19 protein-coding genes, 1 tRNA gene and 1 other RNA gene are annotated in these 24,618 nt (G+C 67.1%); 11 read left to right on the top strand and 10 right to left on the bottom strand.

Annotated features, from left to right (window positions below; genetic code table 11):
• The first annotated feature begins 24 nt into the window (after nt 1–24).
• The gene (locus HMA55_RS00455) at nt 25–582 is read left to right on the top strand and encodes a YdhK family protein (RefSeq protein ID WP_181191138.1); all 558 of its coding nucleotides are present in this window, start codon (nt 25–27) and stop codon (nt 580–582) included.
• A 26-nt stretch (nt 583–608) separates the two neighbouring features.
• On the top strand, nt 609–2,096 hold the full coding sequence (locus HMA55_RS00460; RefSeq protein ID WP_235961557.1) for a YkvI family membrane protein: 1,488 nt from the start codon (nt 609–611) through the stop codon (nt 2,094–2,096).
• 126 nt (nt 2,097–2,222) lie between these two features.
• Here the strand turns inward: HMA55_RS00460 and HMA55_RS00465 are convergent, their stop codons facing one another.
• Nucleotides 2,223–3,248 (bottom strand): aspartate-semialdehyde dehydrogenase, encoded by a 1,026-nt coding sequence (locus tag HMA55_RS00465; protein ID WP_181191139.1) that lies wholly within the window; start codon nt 3,246–3,248, stop codon nt 2,223–2,225.
• Between the two features lie 13 nt (nt 3,249–3,261).
• Complete coding sequence (locus HMA55_RS00470; RefSeq protein ID WP_181191140.1) at nt 3,262–4,527, bottom strand: aspartate kinase; 1,266 nt, start codon at nt 4,525–4,527, stop codon at nt 3,262–3,264.
• 91 nt (nt 4,528–4,618) lie between these two features.
• Between HMA55_RS00470 and HMA55_RS00475 the strand changes: the two genes are divergently transcribed.
• The 6 genes from HMA55_RS00475 (at nt 4,619) to HMA55_RS00500 (ending at nt 11,758) form a co-directional block, all read left to right on the top strand.
• A complete protein-coding gene (locus HMA55_RS00475; protein ID WP_181191141.1) occupies nt 4,619–5,470 on the top strand; it encodes a DMT family transporter in 852 nt (283 codons plus the stop codon).
• A 141-nt stretch (nt 5,471–5,611) separates the two neighbouring features.
• Nucleotides 5,612–7,426 carry a 2-isopropylmalate synthase gene (leuA, locus tag HMA55_RS00480; RefSeq protein WP_181191142.1) on the top strand — a complete coding sequence of 605 codons (1,815 nt, stop codon included), beginning with the start codon at nt 5,612–5,614 and terminating at the stop codon, nt 7,424–7,426.
• 59 nt (nt 7,427–7,485) lie between these two features.
• Nucleotides 7,486–8,709 carry a hypothetical protein gene (locus HMA55_RS00485; protein ID WP_181191143.1) on the top strand — a complete coding sequence of 408 codons (1,224 nt, stop codon included), beginning with the start codon at nt 7,486–7,488 and terminating at the stop codon, nt 8,707–8,709.
• 14 nt (nt 8,710–8,723) lie between these two features.
• Nucleotides 8,724–9,716, top strand: a complete 993-nt coding sequence (locus HMA55_RS00490) for an exonuclease domain-containing protein (protein ID WP_181191144.1) — start codon at nt 8,724–8,726, stop codon at nt 9,714–9,716.
• Nucleotides 9,717–9,726: 10 nt separating this feature from the next.
• Nucleotides 9,727–11,028 (top strand): MurT ligase domain-containing protein, encoded by a 1,302-nt coding sequence (locus tag HMA55_RS00495; protein ID WP_181191145.1) that lies wholly within the window; start codon nt 9,727–9,729, stop codon nt 11,026–11,028.
• Complete coding sequence (locus tag HMA55_RS00500; protein WP_181191146.1) at nt 11,021–11,758, top strand: type 1 glutamine amidotransferase; 738 nt, start codon at nt 11,021–11,023, stop codon at nt 11,756–11,758. Before HMA55_RS00495 ends, HMA55_RS00500 begins: the two co-directional genes overlap by 8 nt.
• Here HMA55_RS00500 and HMA55_RS00505 read toward each other — a convergent pair.
• From HMA55_RS00505 to ffs, 6 genes are all read right to left on the bottom strand, one after another.
• Nucleotides 11,755–12,822, bottom strand: coding sequence for an HNH endonuclease signature motif containing protein (locus HMA55_RS00505; protein ID WP_181191147.1), 1,068 nt, complete (start codon nt 12,820–12,822; stop codon nt 11,755–11,757). The two genes, HMA55_RS00500 and HMA55_RS00505, sit on opposite strands and share 4 nt — an antisense overlap.
• A gap of 95 nt (nt 12,823–12,917) precedes the next feature.
• Entirely contained in the window at nt 12,918–13,544 is a 627-nt protein-coding gene (gene recR, locus HMA55_RS00510) for a recombination mediator RecR (RefSeq protein ID WP_181191148.1), read from the bottom strand.
• Nucleotides 13,545–13,605: 61 nt separating this feature from the next.
• Nucleotides 13,606–13,992, bottom strand: coding sequence for a YbaB/EbfC family nucleoid-associated protein (locus HMA55_RS00515; RefSeq protein ID WP_181191149.1), 387 nt, complete (start codon nt 13,990–13,992; stop codon nt 13,606–13,608).
• A gap of 38 nt (nt 13,993–14,030) precedes the next feature.
• Nucleotides 14,031–16,121 carry a DNA polymerase III subunit gamma and tau gene (locus HMA55_RS00520; RefSeq protein ID WP_181191150.1) on the bottom strand — a complete coding sequence of 697 codons (2,091 nt, stop codon included), beginning with the start codon at nt 16,119–16,121 and terminating at the stop codon, nt 14,031–14,033.
• Between the two features lie 31 nt (nt 16,122–16,152).
• Nucleotides 16,153–17,433 carry an aminotransferase class I/II-fold pyridoxal phosphate-dependent enzyme gene (locus HMA55_RS00525; RefSeq protein WP_181191151.1) on the bottom strand — a complete coding sequence of 427 codons (1,281 nt, stop codon included), beginning with the start codon at nt 17,431–17,433 and terminating at the stop codon, nt 16,153–16,155.
• A 20-nt stretch (nt 17,434–17,453) separates the two neighbouring features.
• An RNA gene (gene ffs, locus HMA55_RS00530) (signal recognition particle sRNA small type) lies at nt 17,454–17,549 on the bottom strand.
• A gap of 111 nt (nt 17,550–17,660) precedes the next feature.
• Between ffs and HMA55_RS00535 the strand changes: the two genes are divergently transcribed.
• From HMA55_RS00535 to HMA55_RS00545, 3 genes are all read left to right on the top strand, one after another.
• A tRNA-Ser gene (locus tag HMA55_RS00535) sits at nt 17,661–17,746 on the top strand.
• A 552-nt stretch (nt 17,747–18,298) separates the two neighbouring features.
• A complete protein-coding gene (locus HMA55_RS00540) occupies nt 18,299–18,736 on the top strand; it encodes a hypothetical protein (protein ID WP_181191152.1) in 438 nt (145 codons plus the stop codon).
• A 108-nt stretch (nt 18,737–18,844) separates the two neighbouring features.
• Nucleotides 18,845–20,572, top strand: a complete 1,728-nt coding sequence (locus tag HMA55_RS00545) for an alkaline phosphatase D family protein (RefSeq protein ID WP_181191153.1) — start codon at nt 18,845–18,847, stop codon at nt 20,570–20,572.
• A gap of 79 nt (nt 20,573–20,651) precedes the next feature.
• On the opposite strand, the gene HMA55_RS00550 is transcribed toward HMA55_RS00545, so the two are convergent.
• Both HMA55_RS00550 and gluQRS read right to left on the bottom strand, forming a co-directional pair.
• The gene (locus HMA55_RS00550) at nt 20,652–23,537 is read right to left on the bottom strand and encodes a YPDG domain-containing protein (RefSeq protein WP_181191154.1); all 2,886 of its coding nucleotides are present in this window, start codon (nt 23,535–23,537) and stop codon (nt 20,652–20,654) included.
• Nucleotides 23,538–23,686: 149 nt separating this feature from the next.
• A complete protein-coding gene (gene gluQRS, locus HMA55_RS00555; protein ID WP_181191155.1) occupies nt 23,687–24,607 on the bottom strand; it encodes a tRNA glutamyl-Q(34) synthetase GluQRS in 921 nt (306 codons plus the stop codon).
• Nucleotides 24,608–24,618: the final 11 nt, after the last annotated feature.

Genomic DNA, 24,618 nt, shown 5'->3' on the forward strand with positions numbered 1-24,618 from the left:
CCGGGAAAAGCTAAGGTTATGTGCATGCGTATTTCACAACCCTTGGCATTGACCACCCTGGCGGCGGTTGCGGCCCTGACGGTGGCGGGGTGTGCGTCGGAAAGCGATGACGCCCCCGCAGACCACGCCGAACACGCCGCGCACGCTGAGCACGACCACCCGGCGGACGGCGGCCCCGCCCCTGCCGGCATCATCGAGGCGGCCGACCCGACCTACCCCGTCGGCACCGAGGTCACGCTCACGGCGGACCACATGCCGGGCATGGACGGGGCGACCGCAACCATCTCCGGCGCCTTCGACACCACCGCCTACGCGGTGTCCTACACGCCGACCGACGGCGGCGCCCCGGTGACCAACCACAAGTGGGTCGTGCAGGAAGAGCTCGAGGGCACGGACGGCAAGACGCTCGGCACCGGCGACACCGCGGTGATGACCGCGGACCACATGGCCGGGATGCAGGGCGCGGAAGCCACCATCGACTCCTCTACCGACGAAACCGTCTACATGGTGGACATCGACTCTCCAGAAATGACCATGAAGCGGCACAAGTGGGTCGTGGAAAGCGAAATCCAGCCGAAGTAGCACCGTTTTACTAGATTGAACTCATTATGTTGAAGAACGCACTCTTAATTTCATTCGCCTTCATCGGCACCGTCGTGGGCGCTGGCTTCGCCTCTGGCCAGGAGGCGCTGCTGTACTTCTCCGCCTTCGGCACCCAGGGCATGTGGGGCGCCATCCTCGGCTCCGCGCTGATGCTCATCGCCGGCGTGACCATCCTCCAGCTCGGCTCGTTCTTCCAGGCCAAGGAGCACATGGAGGTTCTCGGCTCCATCTCCTCCAAGGTGATGGGGTGGATCCTGGACATCGCCACCATTGTCACCCTGTTTTCCATCGGCTTCGTCATGTTCGCCGGCGCGGGCGCGAACCTGAACCAGCAGTTCGGCCTGCCCGTGTGGGTCGGCGCGGTGCTCATGCTGGCGGCCACCATCGGCTTCGGCATGCTCGACGTGGACAAGGTCACCGGCGCGATCGGCGCGCTCACCCCGTTCCTGCTGGTCTTCGTCATCTTCGGCTGCGGCTGGACCCTGATCAACGCCCACCCGGACTGGTCCGCGCTCAACGAAGCGGCCGCGCAGGTGGACACCTCCCTGCCCAACTGGTGGATCTCCGCGCTGAACTACACCGGTCTGAACGTGATGTGCGTGGTGTCCATGGCGCTGGTGATCGGCGGCAACCAGCTGGACACCCGCGCAGCCGGCTTGGGCGGCCTCTTCGGCGGCCTGGGCTACCTGGTCATGCTCATGCTGCTGGCGCTGGCGCTGCTGGTGAAGATCGACACCGTCTCCGGCCAGGACATGCCTCTTTTGACCCTGATCACGGACATCAACCCGACCATGGGCCTGATCATGTCCCTGGTCATCTTCGGCATGATCTTCGCCACCTCCCTGGGCATGTTCTTCGCCCTGGGCAAGCGACTGTCCCGCGGCCGCGAGGACAAGTTCCGCGTCATCTTCATCTCCGCCTGCGTGATCGGCTTCGTGCTGTCCTTTGTGGGCTTCCAGCAGCTGGTCTCCACCGTCTACCCGATTTTGGGCTACCTGGGCCTCCTGCTCATCGTGGTGATGACGCTGGCGTGGATCCGCGGCATTCCGAAGCTGCGCAAGGAAGGCGACCGACGCCGCCGCGCGCTTGAGCTGACCCGCAAGAAGATGGACCCGGCCGAGCGCTTCACCAAGAACGACGAGCGCGAGCTGGAGTACCTCACCGCGAAGTCCAATGTGGACTCCGAGGAGCTGTCCGAGGCGCTCGAGGAAGAGGTTGCCCAGGAGCTGCTCGACGACGATGAGAGCGACTTCGAGGAAGAAGACCGCGACAACCCCTCCGACGTGGTGTACGTCTCCTACACCGACCCTGTCACGGCCGAGGAGTACGCCGCCAACCCGGACGAGCCGTGGAACGACCACACCGTCGACGACCTGATCGCCGCCGACGAGGCGGAGGAAGCTGCGGCCGGAGAGGACACCAGCCTGGGCGGCTCCACCGCGGTCGACACCGGCAGCACCGACGCGAACGGCACCGGCTCCACCAAGCTGTAGCCACCAACCCCAAAGCCCCTCTGACAGATTCCACCGGAATGTGTCAGAGGGGCTTCATTGCGCGTGGTGGCCGCAAGCCCGCGGCGGAATCTGTCAAAGACCACCCCGCCCCGGGCGCGAAACGCCCTAGACCAGCAGCTCCGCGATCTGGATCGTGTTCAGCGCCGCGCCCTTGCGTAGGTTGTCGCCGGCGACCACGAACACCAGGCCGCGGCCCCCGTCGACGGACTGGTCCTGGCGGATGCGGCCCACCAGGGACTCGTCGATGCCGGTCGCCGCGCGCGGGGTAGGCACGTCCACCACCTTCACGCCCGGCGCGCTCTGCAGCACCTCGGTGGCGCGCTCCGGGGTGACGGCGTCGGCGAACTCGGCGTGCACGACCATCGTGTGGCCGGTGAACACCGGCACGCGCACGCAGGTGCCCGCCACCTTCAGCTCCGGCAAGCCGAGGATCTTGCGCGACTCGTTGCGCAGCTTCTGCTCTTCGTCGGTTTCCAACGTCCCGTCGTCCACAAGCGAGCCCGCCATCGGCAGCGCGTTGAACGCGATCGGCGCCACGTACGGCCCCAGGTCGCTGTGCTTCACGACGTCCTCACGGACCAGCCCACGCGGATCCCCGATCTCCTCCACCTGGGTGGCCAGCGCCTCCACGCCAGCGAGACCCGAGCCGGAGACGGCCTGGTAGGAGGCGACGCGCAGGGTGGTCAGACCGAACGCGTCGTGAAGCGGCTTGAGCACCGGCATCGCCGCCATGGTGGTGCAGTTGGGGTTGGCGATGATGCCCTTCGGCGTCTCGCGCGCCGCCTCCGGGTTCACCTCGGAGACGACCAGCGGGACCTCGTCGTCTTTGCGCCACGCCGAGGAGTTGTCCACCACGGTCGCGCCGGCGGCGGCGAAGACGGGGGCCCACTCGCGGGAGGTGGAGCCGCCCGCAGAGAACAGGGCGATGTCCACGTCGGCGACGGATTCCTCGGTGACCTGGGTGAGGTCCTCGACGGTGATGTCCTCGCCCCGGAACTCCAAGGTCGTGCCGGCGGAGCGCGGCGAGGCGAAGAAGCGGACCGTGTCGGAGGGGAAGTTGCGCTCGGCGAGGATGTCGCGCATCACGCGGCCGACCTGGCCGGTGGCGCCAACAACTGCAAGGGTGGTCATGGGATAGCTCCTTCTAGCGTCCGGTGCCTGCGTAGACTACGGCCGGCTCGTCGCCGCCGAGGTCGAACTTGGTGTGGATGGCGCGCGCGGCCTCCGCCACGTCGGCCTGGCGCACGACGGCGGTGATGCGGATCTCCGAGGTGGTGATCATCTCGATGTTGATGCCCGCGTCGCGCAGCGCGTCGCAGAAGTCGGCGGTGACGCCCGGGTGGGACTTCATGCCGGCGCCGACGAGGGAGACTTTGCCGATCTGGTCGTCGTAGCTCAAGTCGTCCCAGCCTTCGGAGGCCTGCATGGTGCGCAGCTGCTCCATCGTGCGCGCCCCGTCGGCTTTGGGCAGGGTGAAGGTGATGTCGGTCTTGTTGTCCTCGGCGTTGGAGATGTTCTGGATGACCATGTCGATGTTCACCTCCGCGTCCGCCAGCGCGCGGAAGACCTTCGCGGCCTCGCCCACGGAATCCGTGATGCCCAGGATGGTGATCTTGGCCTCCGAGTCGTCGGTGGCCACGCCGGTGAGAACTGCTTCTTCCATGGGGATATCCTCCAATGCTCCGGCAACCAGGGTGCCGGTTTCTTTGCTGTACGACGAGCGGACTCGAAGTGGGACGTTAAACGCGCGGGCGTACTCCACGCTGCGCAGGACAAGAATCTTGGACCCGGACGCGGCGAGCTCCAGCATCTCCTCGAAGCAGAGCTTGTCCAGCTTCCTCGCGTCCGGCACGATGCGCGGGTCTGCGGTGTAGACGCCGTCGACGTCGGAGTAGATCTCGCACTCATCGGCACCCATCGCGGCCGCCAGCGCCACTGCCGTGGTGTCGGAGCCGCCGCGGCCGAGGGTGGTCACGTCCTTGGTTTCGCGGTTGACGCCCTGGAAGCCGGCGACGATGGCGATCTTGCCCGCGTCCACCGCCTCCTGCACGCGCCCCGGGGTGACCTCCAGGATGCGGGCGTTTCCGTGGCGTTCGGTGGTGATCACGCCGGCCTGCGAGCCGGTGAAGGACTGCACCTCTTCACCCAGCGCGTGCACCGCCATGGCGACCAGCGAGTTGGAGATGCGCTCGCCGGCGGTGAGCAGCATGTCCATCTCGCGAGCGGGCGGGGTGGGGTTGACTTGGGCGGCAAGGTCCAACAGTTCGTCTGTGGTGTCGCCCATAGCGGAGCAGACCACCACGACATCGTTGCCGGCCCGGCGGGTTTCCACCACTCGCTGGGCCACGGCCTTGATCCGCTCCGCGCTTTCCAGGGACGATCCCCCGTATTTCTGGACGATCAGTGCCATCTCAAACCTCCGCGGATCTGCGTGCATTCCAACGGCCAAGAATAGCGTCCCAAAACTGCCAAACTAGGCACCCGCGTTAATATCATTCACTGTGCACAACAATTTTCTCGCCGTCACGTTCGCGCTCGTTTCGGCCGCGACTATGGCGGCGGGGACGGTGTGGCGCCACCGCATCATGCGCGCAGGCACCGCGGAAGGCGAGAACAACGACTCCCCCATGCAGTCCATCAAGCGGCCCGCGTGGTGGGCGTCGATGGGCGTGGCGTTTTTGGCCTATGGCTTCCAGGCCGCCGCGCTCGCGTTCGGCTCCCTGCTGGTAGTGCAGCCGGTCCTCGCGCTGTCGCTGATGCTGACCTTGCTGTTTTCCGCGTGGGCGGAGAAGCGCCACATGCAGACCGCGGAGGCGTTTTGGGCCGTTGCGCTCACCGCTTCCGTGGGCGGCGTGGTGGTTTTGGGCCGCCCCCTGCCGGGGACGCGCGACCCGGCTACGTGGGAGTGGGTCACGGTCGTGGGTACCGCCGTGGCGATCATCCTCCTCGCCTACGCGACCGCTTCTCGACGTCCTCCGGCCGGCAAAGCCTTAATCTTCGGCGCCGCCTGCGGTGCGATGTACGGCTACCAGGCCGTGTTTTCCAAAGTGGCGGTGGACGACTTCGTCGACGGCGGCGTACTCGGCCTTGTCACCTCCTGGCAGCTGTGGGCCATGCTGCTCGCCGCCACCGCCGGCACGGTGGTGCAACAGTACGCGTTCGCGGCGGGCAACCTGGCCACGTCCCTCCCGGCGTCGAAGATCGTGGAGCCGCTGGTGGCGTTTTCCCTGGGCTTGTTTTTGCTCGGCGAATCCTTCCGCGTGGATTCGGTGCTGGGGTGGGTGGCCGTTGGGACGTCGATAGGCGTGATGCTCGTTTCGGCCGCAATACTCACACGAGTGAGCATCAAGTGATGTAAGGTGTGCCGCATGTCGCACGGGGCGCTTCTCCTTCTACGCCGCGGCGGGAATCAGGCCAACTAACACGGCCGGCACCCCGTCGCGGAGTTTTTGCTGGCCGGCCGTGGAACACACCACCGACAGAGGAGACCCCCGATGACCAACGATTTTTTCGCACCCCGTGAGATCCAAACCCCGTCCGGCCCGCGCCACGAAGACCAACCGGCGTGGAACAAGCAGCGCGGCTCGCAGATGCCAATTGAGCGCTACCTCTCGTTTGCCGAGGAGGTCGAGGACATCCAGCTGCCGGACCGCACCTGGCCCGACAAGAAGATCACGCACGCGCCGCAATGGTGCGCGGTGGACCTGCGCGACGGCAACCAGGCGTTGATCGACCCGATGAGTCCCGAGCGCAAGCGCCGCATGTTCAACCTGCTGGTGGAGATGGGGTTCAAGGAGATCGAGGTCGGCTTCCCCTCCGCCTCCCAGACCGACTTCGACTTCGTGCGCGAGATCATTGAAAAGAACATGATCCCCGACGACGTGACCATCCAGGTCCTGGTGCAGGCGCGCGAGCACCTGATCCGCCGCACCTTCGAGGCGTGCGAGGGCGCGAAGAACGTCATCGTGCACTTCTACAACTCCACCTCCAAGCTGCAGCGCCGCGTGGTGTTCCGCAAGGACCGCGAGCAGGTTAAGAAGCTGGCGACGGATGCGGGCGAGCTGATCAAGACCATCGCCGCCGACTACCCGGACACAAACTGGCGCTGGGAGTACTCGCCGGAGTCCTTCACCGGCACGGAGCTGGACTTCGCGCTCGAGGTGTGCGACGCCGTCGTCGAAACGATGGAGGCCACACCCGAAAACCCGATCATCCTGAACCTGCCGTCCACGGTGGAGATGATCACCCCGAACGTCTACGCGGACTCCATCGAGTGGATGCACCGCAACCTGGCCCGCCGCGATTCCGTGATCATCTCCCTGCACCCGCACAACGACCGTGGCACCGGCGTCGCCGCGGCCGAGCTGGGCTACATGGCGGGCGCGGACCGCATCGAGGGCTGCCTGTTCGGCAACGGCGAGCGCACCGGCAACGTGGACCTGGTCACCCTGGGGCTGAACATGCTCACCCAGGGCGTGGACCCCCAGATCGATTTCTCCGACATCACCCGCATCCGCGAAGTGGTGGAGTACTGCAACCAGCTGCGCGTGCCGGAGCGCCACCCCTACGGCGGCGACCTGGTGTTCACGGCGTTCTCCGGCTCGCACCAAGACGCGATTAACAAGGGCCTGGACGCGCTGGCGCAGAATGTCCGCCCGGACGCCACCAGCTCCGAGGTCTCCTGGGAGGAGCTGCGCGAGACCACGTGGGAGGTGCCGTACCTGCCCATCGACCCGAAGGACGTCGGCCGCACCTACGAGGCCGTCATCCGCGTGAACTCCCAGTCCGGCAAGGGCGGGGTGGCCTACATCATGAAGACCGACCACGGCATCAATATGCCGCGGGCGATGCAGCCGGAGTTTTCCGCCGTGGTGCAAAACATCACGGACAGCGAGGGCGGCGAGGTCAACTCCAAGAACATGTGGGACATTTTCGCCGCCACCTACCTGGACCTGGATTCCCCGCTGGAGCTCACCCACTACCGCATCGACGCCGCCGAGGAGGACGGCCAGGACACCCGCGTGGCCGCGACGGTGACCTACGAGGGCGCCGAGCGCGAGATCGAGGGCGCGGGCAACGGCCCGATCGCGGCGTTCGCCAACGCGCTGGAGCGGATCGGCATCGAGTTCGAGGTGCAGGACTACTCGCAGCGCGCACGCACCGCAGGCGATGACGCGGACGCGGCCTGCTACATCTACGCCGACGTGGACGGCACGTCTGCGTGGGGTGTGGGTATCGCCGGCTCCACCACGCGCGCGTCGCTGGAAGCGATTGTCTCCGCGGTCAACCGCTCGACTGCGGCGAACTAGCGCCCGCGCGTTATACTTGCGGGACTAAACCACACAATTAAGCGGCGGGAGGTGGCGTGATGGCGACGTATGAGGTCCCCTCGGGCCCGCGCCGTCTCCCCGTCGAGCGTCTGTTTGCCGACGTCCATTCGGTCACCCTCACCCCGGCCCTCGACGTCCTCGTGGACGGCGAGGTTGTGGGCTCGGTGGATGACGCGGAGCTGGGCCAACTCGCCTCCGCCGGCGTAACCCCGGTGGTGGCGGCGGAGCGCGGCGCTGTGCTGCTGCCACCGGCAGGGCAAGTGCTGCCGGTAAACACTCCCCCGCGGGCGCCGTGGGCGCTGCTGCCGGACGGGGAGCGTTACGCCGTCGATTTGCGTGGCGAGCTGCCGGTGGAACCGCCGGCACAGGTGTTGGCCACCTTGGCGTTCGACGACGCCGGGGAGATCACGCTTGCCGTGGACGGCAGCGTCGTCGGCGAGCTGGACGCCGCCGCGGGCGAGGCGCTGACGCCGACGCTGCGCCGCCTGGAGGAGCGGGGGCTCGTCGCCGTCGCCCGCGGTTACGCCACCTCCGTGGAAGGCGGCGTCGCCCTCGCCGTGTCGGCCGGGCCGATCCCCGCCGATGAGGTCCCGGCGATTTCCCCCCTGCCGCCGATCGTGCGCGAGGTGGAGATCCAACCCGCCACCACCAGCTTCTTCGCCACCATGGACGCGGAAGCCGCGGCTCTCGCCGCCGACACCGAGGAACGCCCCGACAAGGAAACCCGGGCCCCCGGCAGAGGCCGCGGTGCGCTTATCGCCGGAGCGGCCGCCGTCGCCGCCCTCGTCTTGGCGGGCGTGGGCACGGCAGTCATGAGCTCCCCATCCGGCATAGAGCGCGACTCTACTTCGGCATACCAGCAGACCACTGAGATATCTCAACCGCAGACGCAGCCGAGCAGCGAAACCGAGTCGGCGGCGTCGACCACCGAGACTTCCCCCGAGCCATCGCCAGCGGAACCGGAGTTCAGCACCGAGCTGCCAGCCCAGGCCCCGGTGCCCCCTGCCCCAGTGCAAGCCCCGGCCCAGCCAGCGCAGCAGGCGCCCGCACCCGCACCCGTGCAGCGGGCCCCGGCGCAGAGGGCACCTGCGCAGGCACCGGCTCCGGCGCGTCCGGCCCCTGCCCCCGCCCCGGCACCAGCTCCCGCGCCCGCGCCTGCGCCGGCACCCGAGGAGCAGGCGTACGAGTACTCCATCGGCGGGTTCAAGGTGCGCTCCAACACCAGACTTGATCAGCCACTGTACGAGGTAGCTGAGCCGTAAGCTACGTTGGAACGATGACTGAGAACGACTACCCCTACGTGGCGTTGTTTACGCAGGCCACGGGGATACACCCGTCGACGGGGCGCCTGCTCACCGTCGACGCGGTCACGTTCGACGCCGCCGGGCGGGTGGGCGAGGAGTTCCACGCCGTGCTCAACCCCGGCACCGACCCCGGCCCCGCGCACACCCACGGTTTAACCCCGCACGATTTCGCGCAGGCCCCGCGGTTTTCCCGGTACCTGCGGACGCTGGACAAGCTCATCGACGGCCGCGTCTTAGTCACCCACGACTCCCCCGTTACCTGGGGCTTCGTGGTCTCCGAAGCCCGCCGGGCGATGAACGCCGCCGCGCGTGCGAACCGCTCGCGGCGCGGGCGCGGCAACAAGCGCCGCCAGCGGGTGGGCCACGTGCCGAAGCCGGACGCCATCGTCGACCTTTTAGCCACTGCGCGCCGCCAGGGGCACGTGCCGGTGGACACGCGCATCAACGCCGTGGCGAACCTGGTGGGCGTAGCCTCCACGCCCCCGGCCGCCTCGCGCGAGCGCGTCGGCGAATCCGAGTCGGAGTTTTCGCGTGGGCAGACACTCAAACTGGTGGCGACGTACCTGGAGCTCGAACCGCGCGGGGTCGCCCAGTTCACCCCCGAGGATCTCGCGCCGGACCAATTCGGATTGCAACGCTCCTCGCTGCGCGTGGACGCGGAGAAGGCGCCGGCGATCGGGTCCAATCCAGGGTTGTTGGGCAAAGGCGGGCTGCTGCGCGGCATGGAGTTCGTCGTCTCCGACGACATCGCGGTAGACCCCGACCAGCTCATCGACGCCGGCGTGCGCGCCGGCCTGAACTACCGGGAGAAACTCACCCGGGAGACATCCGTGGCGGTCTCGGACGCGCTTCTACGCGGCGCCGAGCTGCGCGGCAAGGCCATGCACGCCCACCGCAAGAACATCCCCGTCGTCTCCGGCGAGGAGTTCGCGCGGCTAGTCGGTGAGATGGAGTCCGCGGAGTAGCCTTGTCCGCATGCAAGGACCAATCTCCCGCCTCCGCTCTGCGGCAGCCACCACCGCCGCGAATCTGGCCACCGCCGCCTCGCGCGCCACGGGCCGCGGCGCCGGCGGCATGATCGGCGGCCTCGTGGCCGGCGCGATCGACCCGAACATCATGGCCTCCCTCGGCGGCGGCCGCCCGGTAGTGCTGGTCACAGGCACGAACGGCAAATCCACCACCACCCGCATGCTCGCCGGCGCGGTGCGCGCGAAGCACACTGTGGCCACCAACGACGGCGGCGACAACATGGACGCCGGCATCATCTCCGCCCTCCTCGCCGGCAAGGACGCCGACGCGATCGTGCTGGAATGCGACGAGCTGCACGTGCCCAAGGTCGCCGAGCGCCTCAAACCGAGCGCGTTCGTGCTGCTCAACCTCACGCGCGACCAGCTGGACCGGGTCGGCGAGATCAACAAGATCGAGCGCGCGCTGCGCGACGCCGTAATGGCACACCCGGACGCCACCGTCATCGCCAACTGCGACGACGTGCTCATCACCTCCATCGCCTACGACCACCCCAACGTGGTGTGGGTCGCCGCCGGCGCCGGCTGGACCGGCGACTCCGTGACCAACCCCCGCTCCGGAGGCCACATTGTCCGCTCGTACCTCGCGGACAATGAGAAAAACGCACATGAGCAAAGCGACTGGTACGCCGTGGAACCGCTCCCCGACGGCCGCGAGTTCCGCCGCCCCGAACCCGACTACGCGGTGAAGGGGGAGCAACTGGTGGGGCCGGAGGGCGTCGTCAAGCTTGAGCTCACGCTGCCGGGCCGCGCGAACCTGGGCAACGCCGCCCAGGCCATCGCCGCCGCCGTGGAGGCGTTCGACATCCCGCTCGACGACGCCGTCGCCGCCGCAGCCGCCGTGGACAACGTCGCGGGGCGCTACACCACCGTCCACCTCGGCGACCACGCCATCCACCTGCTGCTGGCCAAGAACCCCGCGGGCTGGCAGGAGGCGCTGTCCATGGTCGACCGCGACGCGGACGGCGTGGTCATCGCCGTCAACGCGCAGCAGGGCGACGGCGAGGACGTCTCGTGGCTGTGGGACGTGAAGTTCGAGGACTTCGGCGACACCCACGTCGTCGCCGCGGGCGAGCGCGCCACCGACCTGGCGGTGCGGCTGACCTACGCCAACATCGGCCACGAGCTCGTCCACGACCCCGTCAAGGCCATCCGCGCCTGCCCGCCCGGGCGCGTGGAGGTGCTGGCGAACTACACCGCGCTGCTGAACCTGCGCCGCGCGCTGACCAAGGAGGAGGACTACCGTGCCTAAGCTCACCATCGGCCTGGTCCTGCCCGACGTGCTGGGCACCTACGGCGACGACGGCAACGCGCTCGTCCTGCGCGAGCGCGCACGGCGCCGCGGCATCGACGCGGCCATCGAGCGCATCATGCTTGACGACGACGTCCCGCCCACCCACGACCTCTACACCCTCGGCGGCGGCGAGGATGCCGCCCAGCTGATCGCCGCCGCGCGGCTGAGCGCGTCGCCGGGGCTGCAGGCGGCCGCCGCCGACGGCAAACCCATCTTCGCGGTGTGCGCCGGCCTGCAGGTGCTCGGCCACACGTTCCGGGCCCACGGCAACGAGGTCGAGGGGGTGGGACTTTTGGACATCACCACCGCTCCCCTGCCCAAGCGCGCTACCGGCGAGCTCGCCGCGACGCCGACGCGCGCCGGCATCACCGCAGAGCTGTCGCAGCCACTGACGGGTTTTGAAAACCATATGGGCGCGACCGCACTCGGGCCGGACGCGTCTGCCCTGGGGCGTGTGACCCGGGGCGTGGGCAACGGCGTCGGTGTCGCAAGCTCCATCGACGGGGAAAAAGTCGACGGCGTGGTCCAGGGCAGCGTCATTGCCACCTACATGCACGGGCCTGCTTTGGCCCGCAACCCGGAGCTCGCCGACTTACTCCTCGCACGCGCGCTCGACGTGCCGCTGGCGGACCTGGAGCCGCTGGAGCTCGACGCCGTGACACAGCTGCGCCGCGAGCGCCTGCGTTAGCGGTTGGGGCCGAAGAGTTGGTTGAGTGCTCCTCGGTTGGTGTTTGTGTGGTGGTGTCCGGTTGGTGATGCCCATATGGGTGCGCCGCGGTCCATGGTGATGCGTCCGCGTTTGCGTCGTGTGGGGTCATCGTCGTTGACCCGGTTGTGGTAGCGGCACAGCGGGGCAAGATTGTCCAGATTGGTCTCACCACCGTGTTGCCACGGTGTGACGTGGTGCGTCTGGCACGCGTATGCGCCGTGGCGGCAGCCGGGAAACGCGCACACCGGGGAAACCATCGCGGCAAGGTCGCGCTGCTTCTGGTTGGCCAAGCGTTTCGTGCGGTAGAGGTTCACCGCCCCGTGTGTGGGATGGAACGCGGCGACTTCCAGTGCGTGACCGAACTCGTGCTGTAAGTATTCGGCGCCGGTCATGGTGGTGCCGTCGGTGAGCACCAGTTCGATCTCGTCGCCGGCACCGGCGAGGATGCGCATGTGGGCGTCGATGGGCACCATCACGATCGGGCGGGGTGCGGCGGCAACGACACCTTCTGCTGTGCCGTCGAGGATGCGCCAGAATTCTTGTTCCATTTGGGGCGCGGCCGGTGTGGTGGGGTCGAGGTTTTGGCGCAGGCGGTGTTCTAAGTCGGCGGCGTTGCGGTCGGTGGTGTCGATGGTGATGCGTGCCCGGCCGTTTCTCGGCCGGGAGAAGGCGACCTGTTTTTTCTTCGGGGTGGTATCGGCGGGGATGAGTTCGCGTGCGGCGCGTTCAATCGCGCGGTACCCGCCGGGCACCTCGAGCAGTTCCAGGCGCAGCCGCCACCGCTCGGCCGTGTCTTTGACCCCGCTGATGCGGCGTTCGATCAGTGCGAGTTCGTCGATGGAAAACCCGTGAGCTTTCTGCGCGGCGAGGGCTTGCTTGCGGGTGAATTTCGTTGTTCCGTAGTAGACGTCCTGCATCGCAGCCCAGGCGCGGGCGCGCTCTGGTGCCATGCTGGCGGCCAGTGCGACGGACAGGTCGAAGTGCCGCAGCGTCTCCATGGATTCTGCGGCCATCGCCTGGATCAGTGCGTCGAACGGGTTCATGGCCACAGACACTAACCACCCCGCAACCCCACCGCCGCCACCCCTGTGGAATTCGCGCACCCACCCCTGTGGATAACCGGCAAACCTACAGGTAATTAGAGTTTCAGTCGGCCGGTCAGCGCGCGGGACAGCGTCAGCTCGTCGACAAACTCCAAGTCCCCGCCGAGCGGCATGCCGGACGCCAGGCGAGAGATGGTCAGGTCCGGGAAATCCTTGAGCAGCCGCACCAGGTAGGACGCCGTCGCCTCGCCCTCGGTGTCTGGGTCGGTGGCCAGAATCACCTCGGACACGGCGGGCGCCTCCGCCCCGTCCAGGTCCGGTAGCACCCCGCCGATGCGCTGCAGAAGCGGCGCGATGGCCAGGTCCTTCGGCCCCACGTTGGCGAGCGGGTCCAGCGCGCCGCCGAGCACGTGGTAGCGCCCGGAGTACTCGCCGGTGCGCTCGATGACCTGGATGTCTTTCGCGTCCTCGACCACGCACACCGTGGATTTGTCCCGTCCGGAGTCGGCGCAGATGCGGCACACGTCTTCGCGCGAGACGTTGTTGCAGATGCGGCAGAACGTCACCCCGTCGCGCACGGCGGCCAACGCGGCGCGCAGCCTATCCACGTCCTCCGGGTCCTCCTTCAGCAGATGGAACGCGATGCGTTGCGCGGATTTCGGTCCGACGCCGGGGAGGCGCGACAGCTCGTCGATAAGGTCCTGCAGTGGTCCTTCGAACACGGCGTCCTTTCACAAAGAAAAAGGCGCCCGGCCGCGGGGGCCGGACGCGCGGGGGCAACAGTTAGATGATGCCGCCGAACGGGATCTCGCCCGGGCCTGCCTGCTGGCCGCCGACGGGATTGCCGCCCTGCGGTGCGCCGCCGCCCATCGCGCCGCCGGTCAGCGGGGCGATCTTCTCCTCGGCGAGCTTGCCGGCCTGGTTGTGGGCGTCGCGGTACGCGGCGAGGATGAGGTCCTGCAGCGACTCGATGTCGTCGGCGTCCACGGCCTCCGGCTTGATCTTGATGTCCGTAATCTCGGCGCCACCGGTCATGGTGACGGTGACCAGCTCGCCGCCGGCGGTGCCGGTGACCTCGGTCTGGAGCAGCTCCATCTGTGCCTGCTGCAGCGCAGCCTGCACCTCGGCTGCCTGGCGGATGAGCTCCTGCATGTCCTGGGGCTGGGTCATGGTGTGTCCTTTCGTTCGCTAATAGTCCGCGTGCCAGTCTACAACGGCTTCGCGCCGAGCTCCGCCGCGAGCAGGTCCATGGCGACCTCGGTGGCGTCGCGCCGGTCGGCGCTGCCTTCCTCATCGCGCGCTTGGTCCGCCATGTCGCGTTCTTCGTCCTCGCGGGTGTACGCGGGCTCCTCGCCTATCGACGCCTCCGGCTCCCCCTCGTCGTAGTCGTACGGTTCGGGCGGGGGCGGGATTTCGTCGCGCTCCTGTTTCGCCTTCGCCGCTGCTTTCTGGCTGGCCGCGAGGGCTGCCGCGCGCCAGTCATCCTCGCGCTTGGTGGGCTGGGGTGGCTGCGGCTGCGGCGCAGGTGGCTGTTTCGGCGGAGCCGCCTCCTGCGGCCTGCCGAGCGCGGCGGGCGCGTCCCACCCGCTGGCCGGGGCGGGGTCCTCGGACTCGGTGGCCTCGGATTCGGTACCCGGGTTCCACACCTCGCGCTTGGCGGGACGCCGCAGGTTCGCGGTGGCGGGGTCGGTGCCGATGACGCAGCGGACCTGCACCTTCGCACCCAGCTTCGCGGAGAGCACGGCGGCGATGTCGGCGTTGTTCTTCTCCGCGTTGATGCGCTCGGCTAACGCGCCGGTGTGGTGGCCGACCACGAGCACGTCGCCGTCGAACCCGAGGGGTTTGGCCTCGGTGAGCATGATTTCGGCGACCTTGTTGCGTTCGCCGACGGACTGGCGCAGCCGTGTCCAGTCCCGCTCGATGCGCTCGAACAGCTCGTCGGTGTCGGGTTCGTTGGCTTCCGGCGCTGCATTTTCGGCAGACTGGGGGGCCGGTGCACTCTGCTTCGGCTGCGCGGGCCGCTCAGCAACCTTCGGCTCGGCGGGCTGTTCCTGCGGGCGGTTGCGCGAGTTCGCAGCTGCGGCCGCGGCAGCAGCTGCCGCGGCCGCACCGCCGCCCTCGCGGGTAGGGCGGCCAGCCTGTGCAGACGGAGCGGGCTGGGCAGGCTCAGCTGGCGCAACCGGCGCGGGCAGCGCTGCCCCACCCGCCTCGAGGGTGAGCAGGTGCGCGGCCATGATCTCCAGCAGCAGGCGCGGTGACGTCGCGCCGCGCAGGTCGGCGATGCGGTCGTTGACCTCGGAGGCCAACGTGGCCAGGTGCTGCGGGCTAAACCGGTGCGCCTCGTCGGTGAGGATGTCGGCGCGGTCCGAAGGTGCGTCGACAAGCCCCTGGCCAAAGGCGTCGGGGACGGTGCGGATGAGCAGCAGGTCGCGCATGCGGTCGAGCAAGTCGAGCGCGAAGCGGCGGGGCTCGTGGCCGGACTCGATGACCTCGTCGATTGTGCGGTACATCGCGGCGGCGTCGCGGTCCGCGAGCGCGTCCACGGCGGCGTCCAACAGCGTCAGGTCCGTCACGCCCAAAAGGGGCAAAGCGAGCTCGTAGGTCAGCCCATCCGGGCCGGCACCGGCGAGCATCTGGTCCAGGATCGACAGCGTGTCGCGCGGCGAACCGCCGCCGGCGCGGATCACCAGCGGGTAGACGTTTTCGTCCACGTGCACGCCCTCTTCGGCCACCACGTGCTCCACTAGCTCGCGCATGGCCTGCGGCGCCAGGAGACGGAACGGGTAGTTGTGGGTGCGCGAGCGGATGGTGCCCAGCATCTTTTCCGGCTCGGTGGTGGCGAAGATGAAGATCAGGTGTGCAGGCGGCTCCTCCACGATCTTCAGCAGGGCGTTGTTGCCCTCCTTGGTAATCATGTGGGCCTCGTCGATGATGAAGACGCGGTAGCGCGACTCCGCCGGCGCGAACAGGGCACGTTCGCGCAGCTCACGCATGTCCTCGACACCGCCGTGGGAAGCGGCGTCGAGCTCCATCACGTCCAAGTTGCCCGACCCGCCCGGCGCGAGCGCCACGCAGGATTCACACACACCGCACGGGGTGGAGGTGGGGCCCTCCACGCAGTTCAGGGAGCGCGCGAGAATGCGGGCGGACGAGGTCTTGCCGCAGCCGCGCGGGCCGGAGAAGAGGTAGGCGTGCGAGATCCGCCCGTTGTCCAGGGCGGTCGACAGCGGCCGGGTCACCTGCTCTTGGCCGATGACCTCGCCGAACGTTGCGGGGCGGTATTTCCTGTACAGAGCCACGCGGGCAAGTGTACCCAGCGCCCCGACACGCCTACTTCGCGTTCGCCTCCGCGGCTTCCACGCAGGCCAGCAGCACGCAGGTGGCCACGCCGTCCATGGCCGTGCGCACCTCGTCCAGCGGCGGCAGCGACGGCGCGAGGCGGATGTTCGTGTCCGTCTCGTCCACGCCGTGCGGGAAGGATGCGCCGGCCTTGGTCAGGGTGATGCCCGCGTCCTTCGCCAGCTCCCACACGCGGGTGGCGGAGCCGTCGGTCACGTCCAGGGAGATGAAGTATCCGCCTTTCGGCTCGGTCCACTCCGCCACGCCGTATTCGCCCAGGCGGTCGTGCAGGATCCCAATGACGGCGTCGAATTTCGGCGCCAGCGAGCCGGCGTGCTTTTGCATGAGCGTGTGCAACCCTTGGACGTCGCCAAGCAGACGCGCATGTGCGAGCTGGTTTTCCTTGTTGGGGCCGATGCCTCGGATGGAGGCGTGGGAGGTGTACCAGTCCAGGTTCTCTTTCGAGGAGGCGAAGAAGGCGACGCCGGAGCCTGCGTGCGTGATCTTGGAGGTCGACGACATGTACCAGAAGCGGTTCGCGTGGCCGTGCCGCTCGGCCAGTGCGAGCACGTTGGGGTTGTCCACCTGGTCCTCGGTAAGCGTGTGGATGGCGTAGGCGTTGTCCCAGATGATGCGGAAGTCGGGTGCTGCGGTTTCCATCGCCGCGAGCTTCTCGACGACCTCCGGCCCGAACGTAATCCCGGTCGGGTTGCCGAAGATGGGCACCGTCCACATGCCCTTGACCTGCGGGTCCTTTACCAGCTCCTCCACGGCGTCCACGTCGGGCCCGTCGGGGGTCATGGGGACCTGGACCATCTCAAAACCGAAGTGCTCGGTGATGGCGAAGTGGCGGTCGTAGCCGGGCACGGGGCAGAGCCACTTGACCGTCTCTTCGTCCTTCCAGGGGCGCTCGGAGTCGTTCGTGCCCCAGATATAGGCGTAGGAGATGAGGTCGAACATGATGTTCAGGCTGGAGGAGTCGCCTGCGATGAGGTTTTCAGGGGCAATCCCGAGCGCCTCGGCCCACAGCTCGCGGATGTCCGCGATGCCTTCCAGGTTGCCGTAGTTGCGCACATCCGCACCCGTTTTGTCCTTGTAATCTCCCTCTCCGGGCAGAGAAAGCAGCGCGTTGGAGAAGTCGAGCTGCTCGCTTGACGGCTTGCCGCGCGTGAGGTCCAGGTTGAGGTTGCGCGCCTTGAGCTCCTCGTACTGCTGACGGGTGCGCTCCGCCAGCTCAGTGAACTGGTCTTGGGAGAGATCCTTAAGTGACATGCGCCCTATCGTACCGGCATAGAAAAGGGACCCCACGCACCTGCCAGAGCTCGCTGACCCTTGCTGCGTTCCCGCCCTGGGGGAGTTCACAAGATAACACCGCGTGGGATCCTGCCCGCTACTGTAGCCAGGAAGCGCACGCACTTACAAGCTGCCCGCCCGAGCTGCGGTTTTGGCCACGGGCCCGGGGTGGTCTAACATGTGCCAAGACGCTTTCGAGTGTCGCTGGAGGATTCGACTAGCGGCCTATGTCACACGCCTGGAACGCGTGCGGGTTTCACGACCCTCGTGGGTTCAAATCCCACATCCTCCGCACTTTCTTGCCTGGCTCACGCTTTTTCAAAAGCGCGGGCGAGGCATCTTCAGTCTGGCAACGTCTCTGTTCGCAAGGCCATGCTACGGTGTCCGAGTGCAAAAGCCTGGCAAAAGTGGAAGACAACGACGGCTTGTCGATATGGCAGTCAGCCCGCCCGACTTTCACTACACCCGGCCGGCAAATGCAGAAAAGTTTTAGACAACGCAATTGTGCTTCAACCTGAAGGCACCTGTACGCTGCACGTGGTTGCGTGGAACTACCGCGGAAAGATCGTGGACTTCGCGCTCACCCAGATGGCAGACGAGGTGGAGGATCCGCGAAATGGAGACGACCACGTCGCCCGATACGACTGTTGCCACAGCGAGGTTCATAAACACCAGTACTTTCGTTCTGGCCACCATTTTCAGACAGGGGCAAAAGAGCAACGCACGGTTATAGCCAAAATTGAATCTCAGGACCCCTCTTGGGAAACTATCGACGCCGAGTATGATCGCTACTACGATGACATGACTGAATCTTGGGCAGCGAACTACAGGAGGTGGGATTCGGATGGACGCGAGCAACAGTGAACGCATCAAATCAGGCAGAATGGCCGTTCGCCTGTTGGCAGATCCCCAAGTCCGCGAGAGCCTCCGTCGTGCATCAGTCCCGTTCGATGCCCCCGTTGTTGTCTGCGAGTGGGAAACTTCCATGGGGGAAGTCATGTGCATGATCGAGCGCGGGTGCGCAGCAACATCGGCACAGGTGGAGCACGTTGTCATTGCGTTCCGCCGCCAAGATGAGATGTTCACAATCATTGCCTCCAGCTCAGACGTTCGGGTTCTGGGGGACTACATCAGTGCGAGCGAAATACATGCCGCGAGTCCTATCGGGCACGTTTACGAGGCGCTTCAGCCGCATAAGAAGTGGAACCTCGACTTTGCAAGCACGGCCCCTACGGAGCCTGCGGTTGTCAGTCTGGCCGGATTCAACTTTGAACTCGTGTAGACCCCGCAGAGTTACCTCGGTGAACTCCGCGCGAACTTCGGGCGAATTCCCTGCTACATCGTCCCCTCCCGGTCGCGAGCCGGCGCAATCGGTCCCAAGATATGGGGCGTGTGCAGCTACGAGCGGGTGAGGGAGCCGAAGGCCGTCGATAGGCAGGCACGCGTCTCGCGGCGAAGGTTCCTGCGCACGGCCGCTGTGGCAACGTCGGCGGCGGGCGCGGCGGCGATGGTGCCCAGCGCGCAATCGCAAAGCCCCCTTCCCGCCAAACCCATCCCCGCCGAGGTAGAGCTGCAGCCGCTGCCGTTCGTGCACGGCGTGGCCTCGGGCGATCCGCTGCCGGACGCGGTGGTGATCTGGACGCGCATCACCCCCGACGAGGCCGCCTTTCCGGGCTCCGGCGGCGGCGCGGCCACCCGGGTGCGCTGGCGAGTGGCGCGCGACGAGGAGCTGCGTGATGCGGTTGCGGAGGGCGAGGCGGAAAGCCACCCGGAGAGCGATCACACCATCCACGTGGACGTGCGCGGTTTGGACGCGGGCACGGTGTACTACTACGCCTTCACCGTGGTCGACGGCCCTCACAAAGGTGCCGTCTCCCCGCTCGGGCGCACCACCACCGCCCCCGCCGGCCACGTGGACAGGCAGCGCTGGGCGATCGCGTCCTGCGCCAACTGGGAGGCCGGGTTCTTCTCCGCCTACGCGGACATGGCGCAACGCGCCTTGGCGGGCCAGTTAGACCTCACCGTGTTTCTGGGCGACTACATCTACGAGTTCGCCCAGTACGAGTACGCCGGCTACGGGCCGGTGCGCCTGCACCACCCCGCCCACGAGACGGTGAGTTTGGCCGATTACCGCATCCGCTACGGCCGCTACCGCACCGACCCGGATCTGCAGGACGCCCACGCCGCGCTGCCATGGGTGGTGGTGTGGGACGACCACGAGGTAGCCAACAATTACTGGCGCGACGGCGCGGAGAACCACGACCCGTACGAGGGCGACTTTGGCACCCGCCGCGACGCCGCGATGCGCGCCTACTTCGAGTGGATGCCGGTGCGCCTGTCCGAGACCTCGGAGCAGGGCCGCATCTACCGCTCGCTGGAATTCGGCGACTTGGTGGAGCTGACCATCATGGACCTGCGCACCTACCGCGACGTGGAGTTTTGGAAGGGCGGGGCCCGCCAGCCCGGGGACGCGCGCTCCATGCTGGGGTCCGAGCAGTACGACTGGCTCACCGACACCTTGGAGCGCTCCACCGCCGCGTGGAACGCCTTAGGTAACTCCGTGATGTTCTCCCCGCTCCACGTCGGCGCCACGTTCAACAACCCCGCCACCCGCCCGGTCGTGGAATCGCTGAGCGCGAACATCTTGTCCACTAAGGTCCCCGTCCCGGAGCTCAACGAGCTCCCCCTCAACGGTGACCAGTGGGACGGCTACGACTTCGAACGCCGTCGCCTGATCAACACCCTTGGCCGCCTGGGCAAGCACCCCATTTTTCTCACCGGCGACATCCACTCGGAGTGGGCGCACACCATCACTCACGCGGGTGCTGAGATCGGCTGCGAGATCGTCTGCTCCTCCATCACCGCCCCAAACGTTGCGGAAGCGACGAAGATCCCGGCTGGTCACCGCATCTTCGACGTGGCCAGCAGCTACCTCCGCGCCGCGAACCCCAGCCTGCACCATGTGGCTCTGGACACGCACGGCTACACCATCGTGGACATCACGGCAGAGGCGGTGGGCGTGGAGTACCTCCGCGTCGGCGACATCCTGGCGGCGCACTCCCCCGTCCGCTCCGGCGCAACCTTGACGTGGCGCCGGGGCGCGGGCTTCGGGCAGTAGCTTGCTTGACGACGCCACGTTCCGCCCCCGCGCAAAAAGGCCCAGCCACGCGGGCTGGGCCTTGAGGCGTTACAAGGGGCTACTCAGCGGCGGGCTTGTCCGCCTCGTCCTTCCGAGAGGAACCCTCGGTGGAGGAGGATGCCCACTCCGGCAGCTCGCCGTCCTTGCACAGAGCGGCCAGCACACCGAGGCCCGCCGCCAGGCCGGCCAGGGATAGACCGATGGCAGCAGCCTGGGTGACCTCCGGGCCAAACTGCGCCTGCAGGCGGTTAGCCTCGATCTGGATCTGCGTCATCCACTCCGGCTGCGGGCGACGCTCACCGCCGAAGCCCAGGTCCGCAAGCGGGTTGGGAATGTTCATCTGCGCAGACACATTCGCCGCGGCCTTGCCCAGCTCCTCACCGATCGGTCCGGCCAGCGGCGCCCCGATGGCGATGAGCAGGCCGAGCGGGACCAGCCACAACAGCGGGTTGGACTCGGACGACATGTTGGCAAAGCACTTCTGCAGGTTGTCGGTGGAGCCCTGCTCGGCGACCACAACGCCGTCAGCGGGCTGCTTCACCTCGACCAGCACTTTGACCTCGCCGGCGCCGTCCTTGGTCTTGAACACGAGCTCGTAGGTGCCCGGCTTCGTGCCCTCCGGCACGCCGATGGTGAAGGTGTTATCGCCACGCTCGACGATGGTCCAGCCTTCCGGCAGCTTCGGGTCGGTGCCGTTGTCCGCGTTCTTCGGGACGTAGACGACCAGCGGGTCCTTCTGGCCCGGGGTGAACGGGATTGCGCCTTCGGCGATCTCACCCACCTTCACCGGTACCTTCTGGATCTCCTTCTTGCCGCTGGGGAAGGTGATCTCCACCGGGATCTCGAACGTGGAGCCCGGGGTCGCGTCCTTCGGTGCGGTGATGCTCACGTCGCCCGTCTTCGGGTCAACGGTGATGGTCCAGCCGTTCGGAATCTTCCAGCCGTCCTGGATTTTGTAGGACGGATCGCCCCCACCGCCGCCGATGACCTTCGGGGTCAGCTCCTTGGTTTCGCCCGGAACGATGATGATCGACGGCCCGGTCTTCTCCGGCGTCTCTGGGGTCTGCGGTGTCTTCACAATCACCGTGGCCGGAACCTCATCGGTCTTGCCGTTCGGGTCGGTGACATTGACCAGGATGGTCTGGGTGTCGCCCGGCTTCGCGCCCTGCGGGATGGTCACGGTGATCTTCCCGGTGGTCGGGTGCACGGCCGGCTTCCACTCACCCAGGTCCTGCTTCGGCGCGATCTCGAAGGTGGAGCCCTCGACGACCTTGCCGGTCTGCGGCAGGGTGACTGTCTCGCCCGGCTTGTCGGTGACCTTGCCGTAGCCCGGCTGGTTAAGCACAATGACCTTCGCCGGGACCTTCTTGTCGGTGGAACCGTCCGGGTACGTCACGTCGACCAGGATGGTCTGGGTGTCGCCCGGCTTCACGCCCTGCGGGATGGTCACGGTGATCTTCCCGGTGGCCTCATCCACGGTGGCCTTCCACTCACCCAGGTCCTGGCCCGGGGTGATGGTGAAGGTGGAGCCCCCGGGCAGCTTGGTGTTCTGGGTCAGGGTGACCTCGGTGCCCGGTTTGCCGAACTTTTCGCCGTAAATAGGGGTGGTCACGGTCGCGTCGAAGTCCACGACCTTCACCACGGGCGTGAGCGTATCCACGGAGCCGTCCGGGTACGCGACCTCCACGGTGAACTCCGCGGTGTCGCCGCCCTTGGCGGTCGCCGGCGCGGTTACCTTCAGGGTGCCGTCGGCGGCCGGCTCGGCGGTCCAGCCCTTCGGGGCACCCGTGACGGTGTAGGTAGCGTCCACCGCCGCGCCGCGCACGTTGCCCGGCTGGGTCTTCAGCGAAACGTTGATGGTGTTGCCCGGCTTCGCGCTCTGCGGAGAGTTGTACTCCGGCGAGAACTGGGCAAGAGGTACATCTGCGTTGAACAGCGGGGACTGGTTGGTGACGATGCCGTTGTCGCCCACGACGCGCAGGGTCTGCGGCGAGTTGTAGGACTCGTAGCGGTGGTTTGCGGTCTCCTTGCGCGGGTTGGCCGTGAGCTCAACGCTGACGTGTGCCGGCTTGTCGTTGTCAACGTCCCCGGTGGCGCCCTTGGGGAGGGTGACGTACACCTTGCCGTCGGCGTCGACTCGGACCTTCGCACCCGCGATGGCCTTGCCGCCGACGGAAACGGCGCCGGACAGGCGTGCAAAGTCGGAGGCGCTGCCGTTGGCGACGGTGATGCCGGTGTCGTACTCGGTACCGTCAGCGATGATCGGCTTGGATTCGGTGGAGGACGGGGTCAGCGGCAGGCAGTCGTCGTTCTCCATCGGCCACGGTGCGACCTCGGCGTCCACGCGGGAGGTGATGCTGGAGAGATCTGCGGCCTGAGTCGAAGGCACGGTGACGTCCCATGCCCACGTCTGCGTGTCGGTGTTCGCGTCGATGCCCAGGGTGCCACTCGAGGTCAACGACCCACCCGGGGCGACGGTGACCTTGCGTGGCGCGACCGGCGCCAGGTCGGTGACGTCAATCTGCGCGGGCAGCTTCGGATCGACGTTGGGGACGTCGTAGCTCCCCTTGGAGGTGGACGACAGCGTGAAATCCAGATTCTTCGCCGGCTTGGAGGTGTTGTTCACCTGAAGCTCAACGGAAGCAGATTCGACGATCCGGCCGCCGTCGCTGGAGACGGTAATCCACGGACGGTAGACGGTGTTGGCGGGGTTATTACTCGTGCCCAGGGTGATGCCCTGGTAGGTCTCCGCCTCTACCTGGCCCGGCTGGGTGTTGCTCACGCTGTTTTCAAACCGCACGTTGCACTTGAGAAAGCCCGGGTTCGAGCTCACGCCCGGCGGGCTGATGAAGGTGCTCGGCAGCGCCGACGCGTTCGGTGCGATGAGAGCGGAGGCGCCGAGTGCAAGGGCAACGGTGCCCGCAGTGATCTTCTTCGGGTTCACTAAAAATCTCCTCAGTTAGTTCGGTTACACCACTGCCGCCACCCCGGGGGCGGGCAGAGGGCCACCGACAAATATGGAGAAAGCTGAGAGATTTAGCAATATTTTATTGTATAATCCGCAGATTATGTATTGAATACCCTTAAACAAGCTCAGCCTGAAAATACCCACGCATCGCGCGGGAGCCGCTCCGGGTCGAACTTCTCCAGCAACGTCTGCGCGTCGGATATCCCCACGTAGCCGAGCGATTCCGCGATTTTTTCCACTACATCCGCGGCGCTTGCGTGGGCCATCATTTCTCGCAGCGTCACGGCCCCATCGCGCTTCGCTAACCGACGTCCCTCCGGCCCAACCACCAACGGCACATGAATATAAAACGGTGCTGTGAACCCGAGACGGTCCGCCAAGTACGCCTGAGCCGGCGCTGAGAAGAGCAGATCGTCCCCCCGCACCACCTGATCGACGCCTTGGTATCCGTCGTCGACCACCACAGCCAGGTTGTACGCCCAGTCCCCCGCCTGCGCCTGATCAACCCGCCCGCCGCGTTTGAGAATCACATCGTCCACCGGGCCGGTGTACTCGCCCGTGTAGTAGTCCCGCACCGTCCACTCCCGCGCGTGCGCACGGAGCCGGATGGCGGGGAGGCGGCCTTCGGCGTGGAGCTCGGAGCGTCGTAAAGCACGCTGCTCCTCCGTGAGATCGCGGCAGGTGCCCGGGTACATCCCCGGCTGCGCGTGGGGCGCGGACGCCGCCTCGCGGATGTCGCGGCGGGTGCAGTAGCACTCGTAGGTGTCCAGCTGGGCGAGGGCGTCCGCGTAGGCGTGTCCGCGGTCGTGCTGGTACAGCACGGGCTCGTCCCACTCGAGCCCGATCGCCGCAAGGTCCTCCAGCTGGCGTGCCGCGGACTCCGCGCTGGAGCGCTCCGAGTCGATGTCCTCCACCCGCATGTAGAAATTGCGGCCCGATTGGCGCGCAAACAGCCAGGCGAGCATCGCGGTGCGGAGGTTGCCAACGTGGAGATCGCCGCTCGGGGACGGAGCGTAGCGTCCAGCTGGCGCGATGAAGTCAGACATGTGTGCCATGA

This window comes from Corynebacterium wankanglinii, assembly GCF_013601005.1.
In the GTDB taxonomy this organism is placed as follows: Bacteria; Actinomycetota; Actinomycetes; order Mycobacteriales; family Mycobacteriaceae; genus Corynebacterium; species Corynebacterium wankanglinii.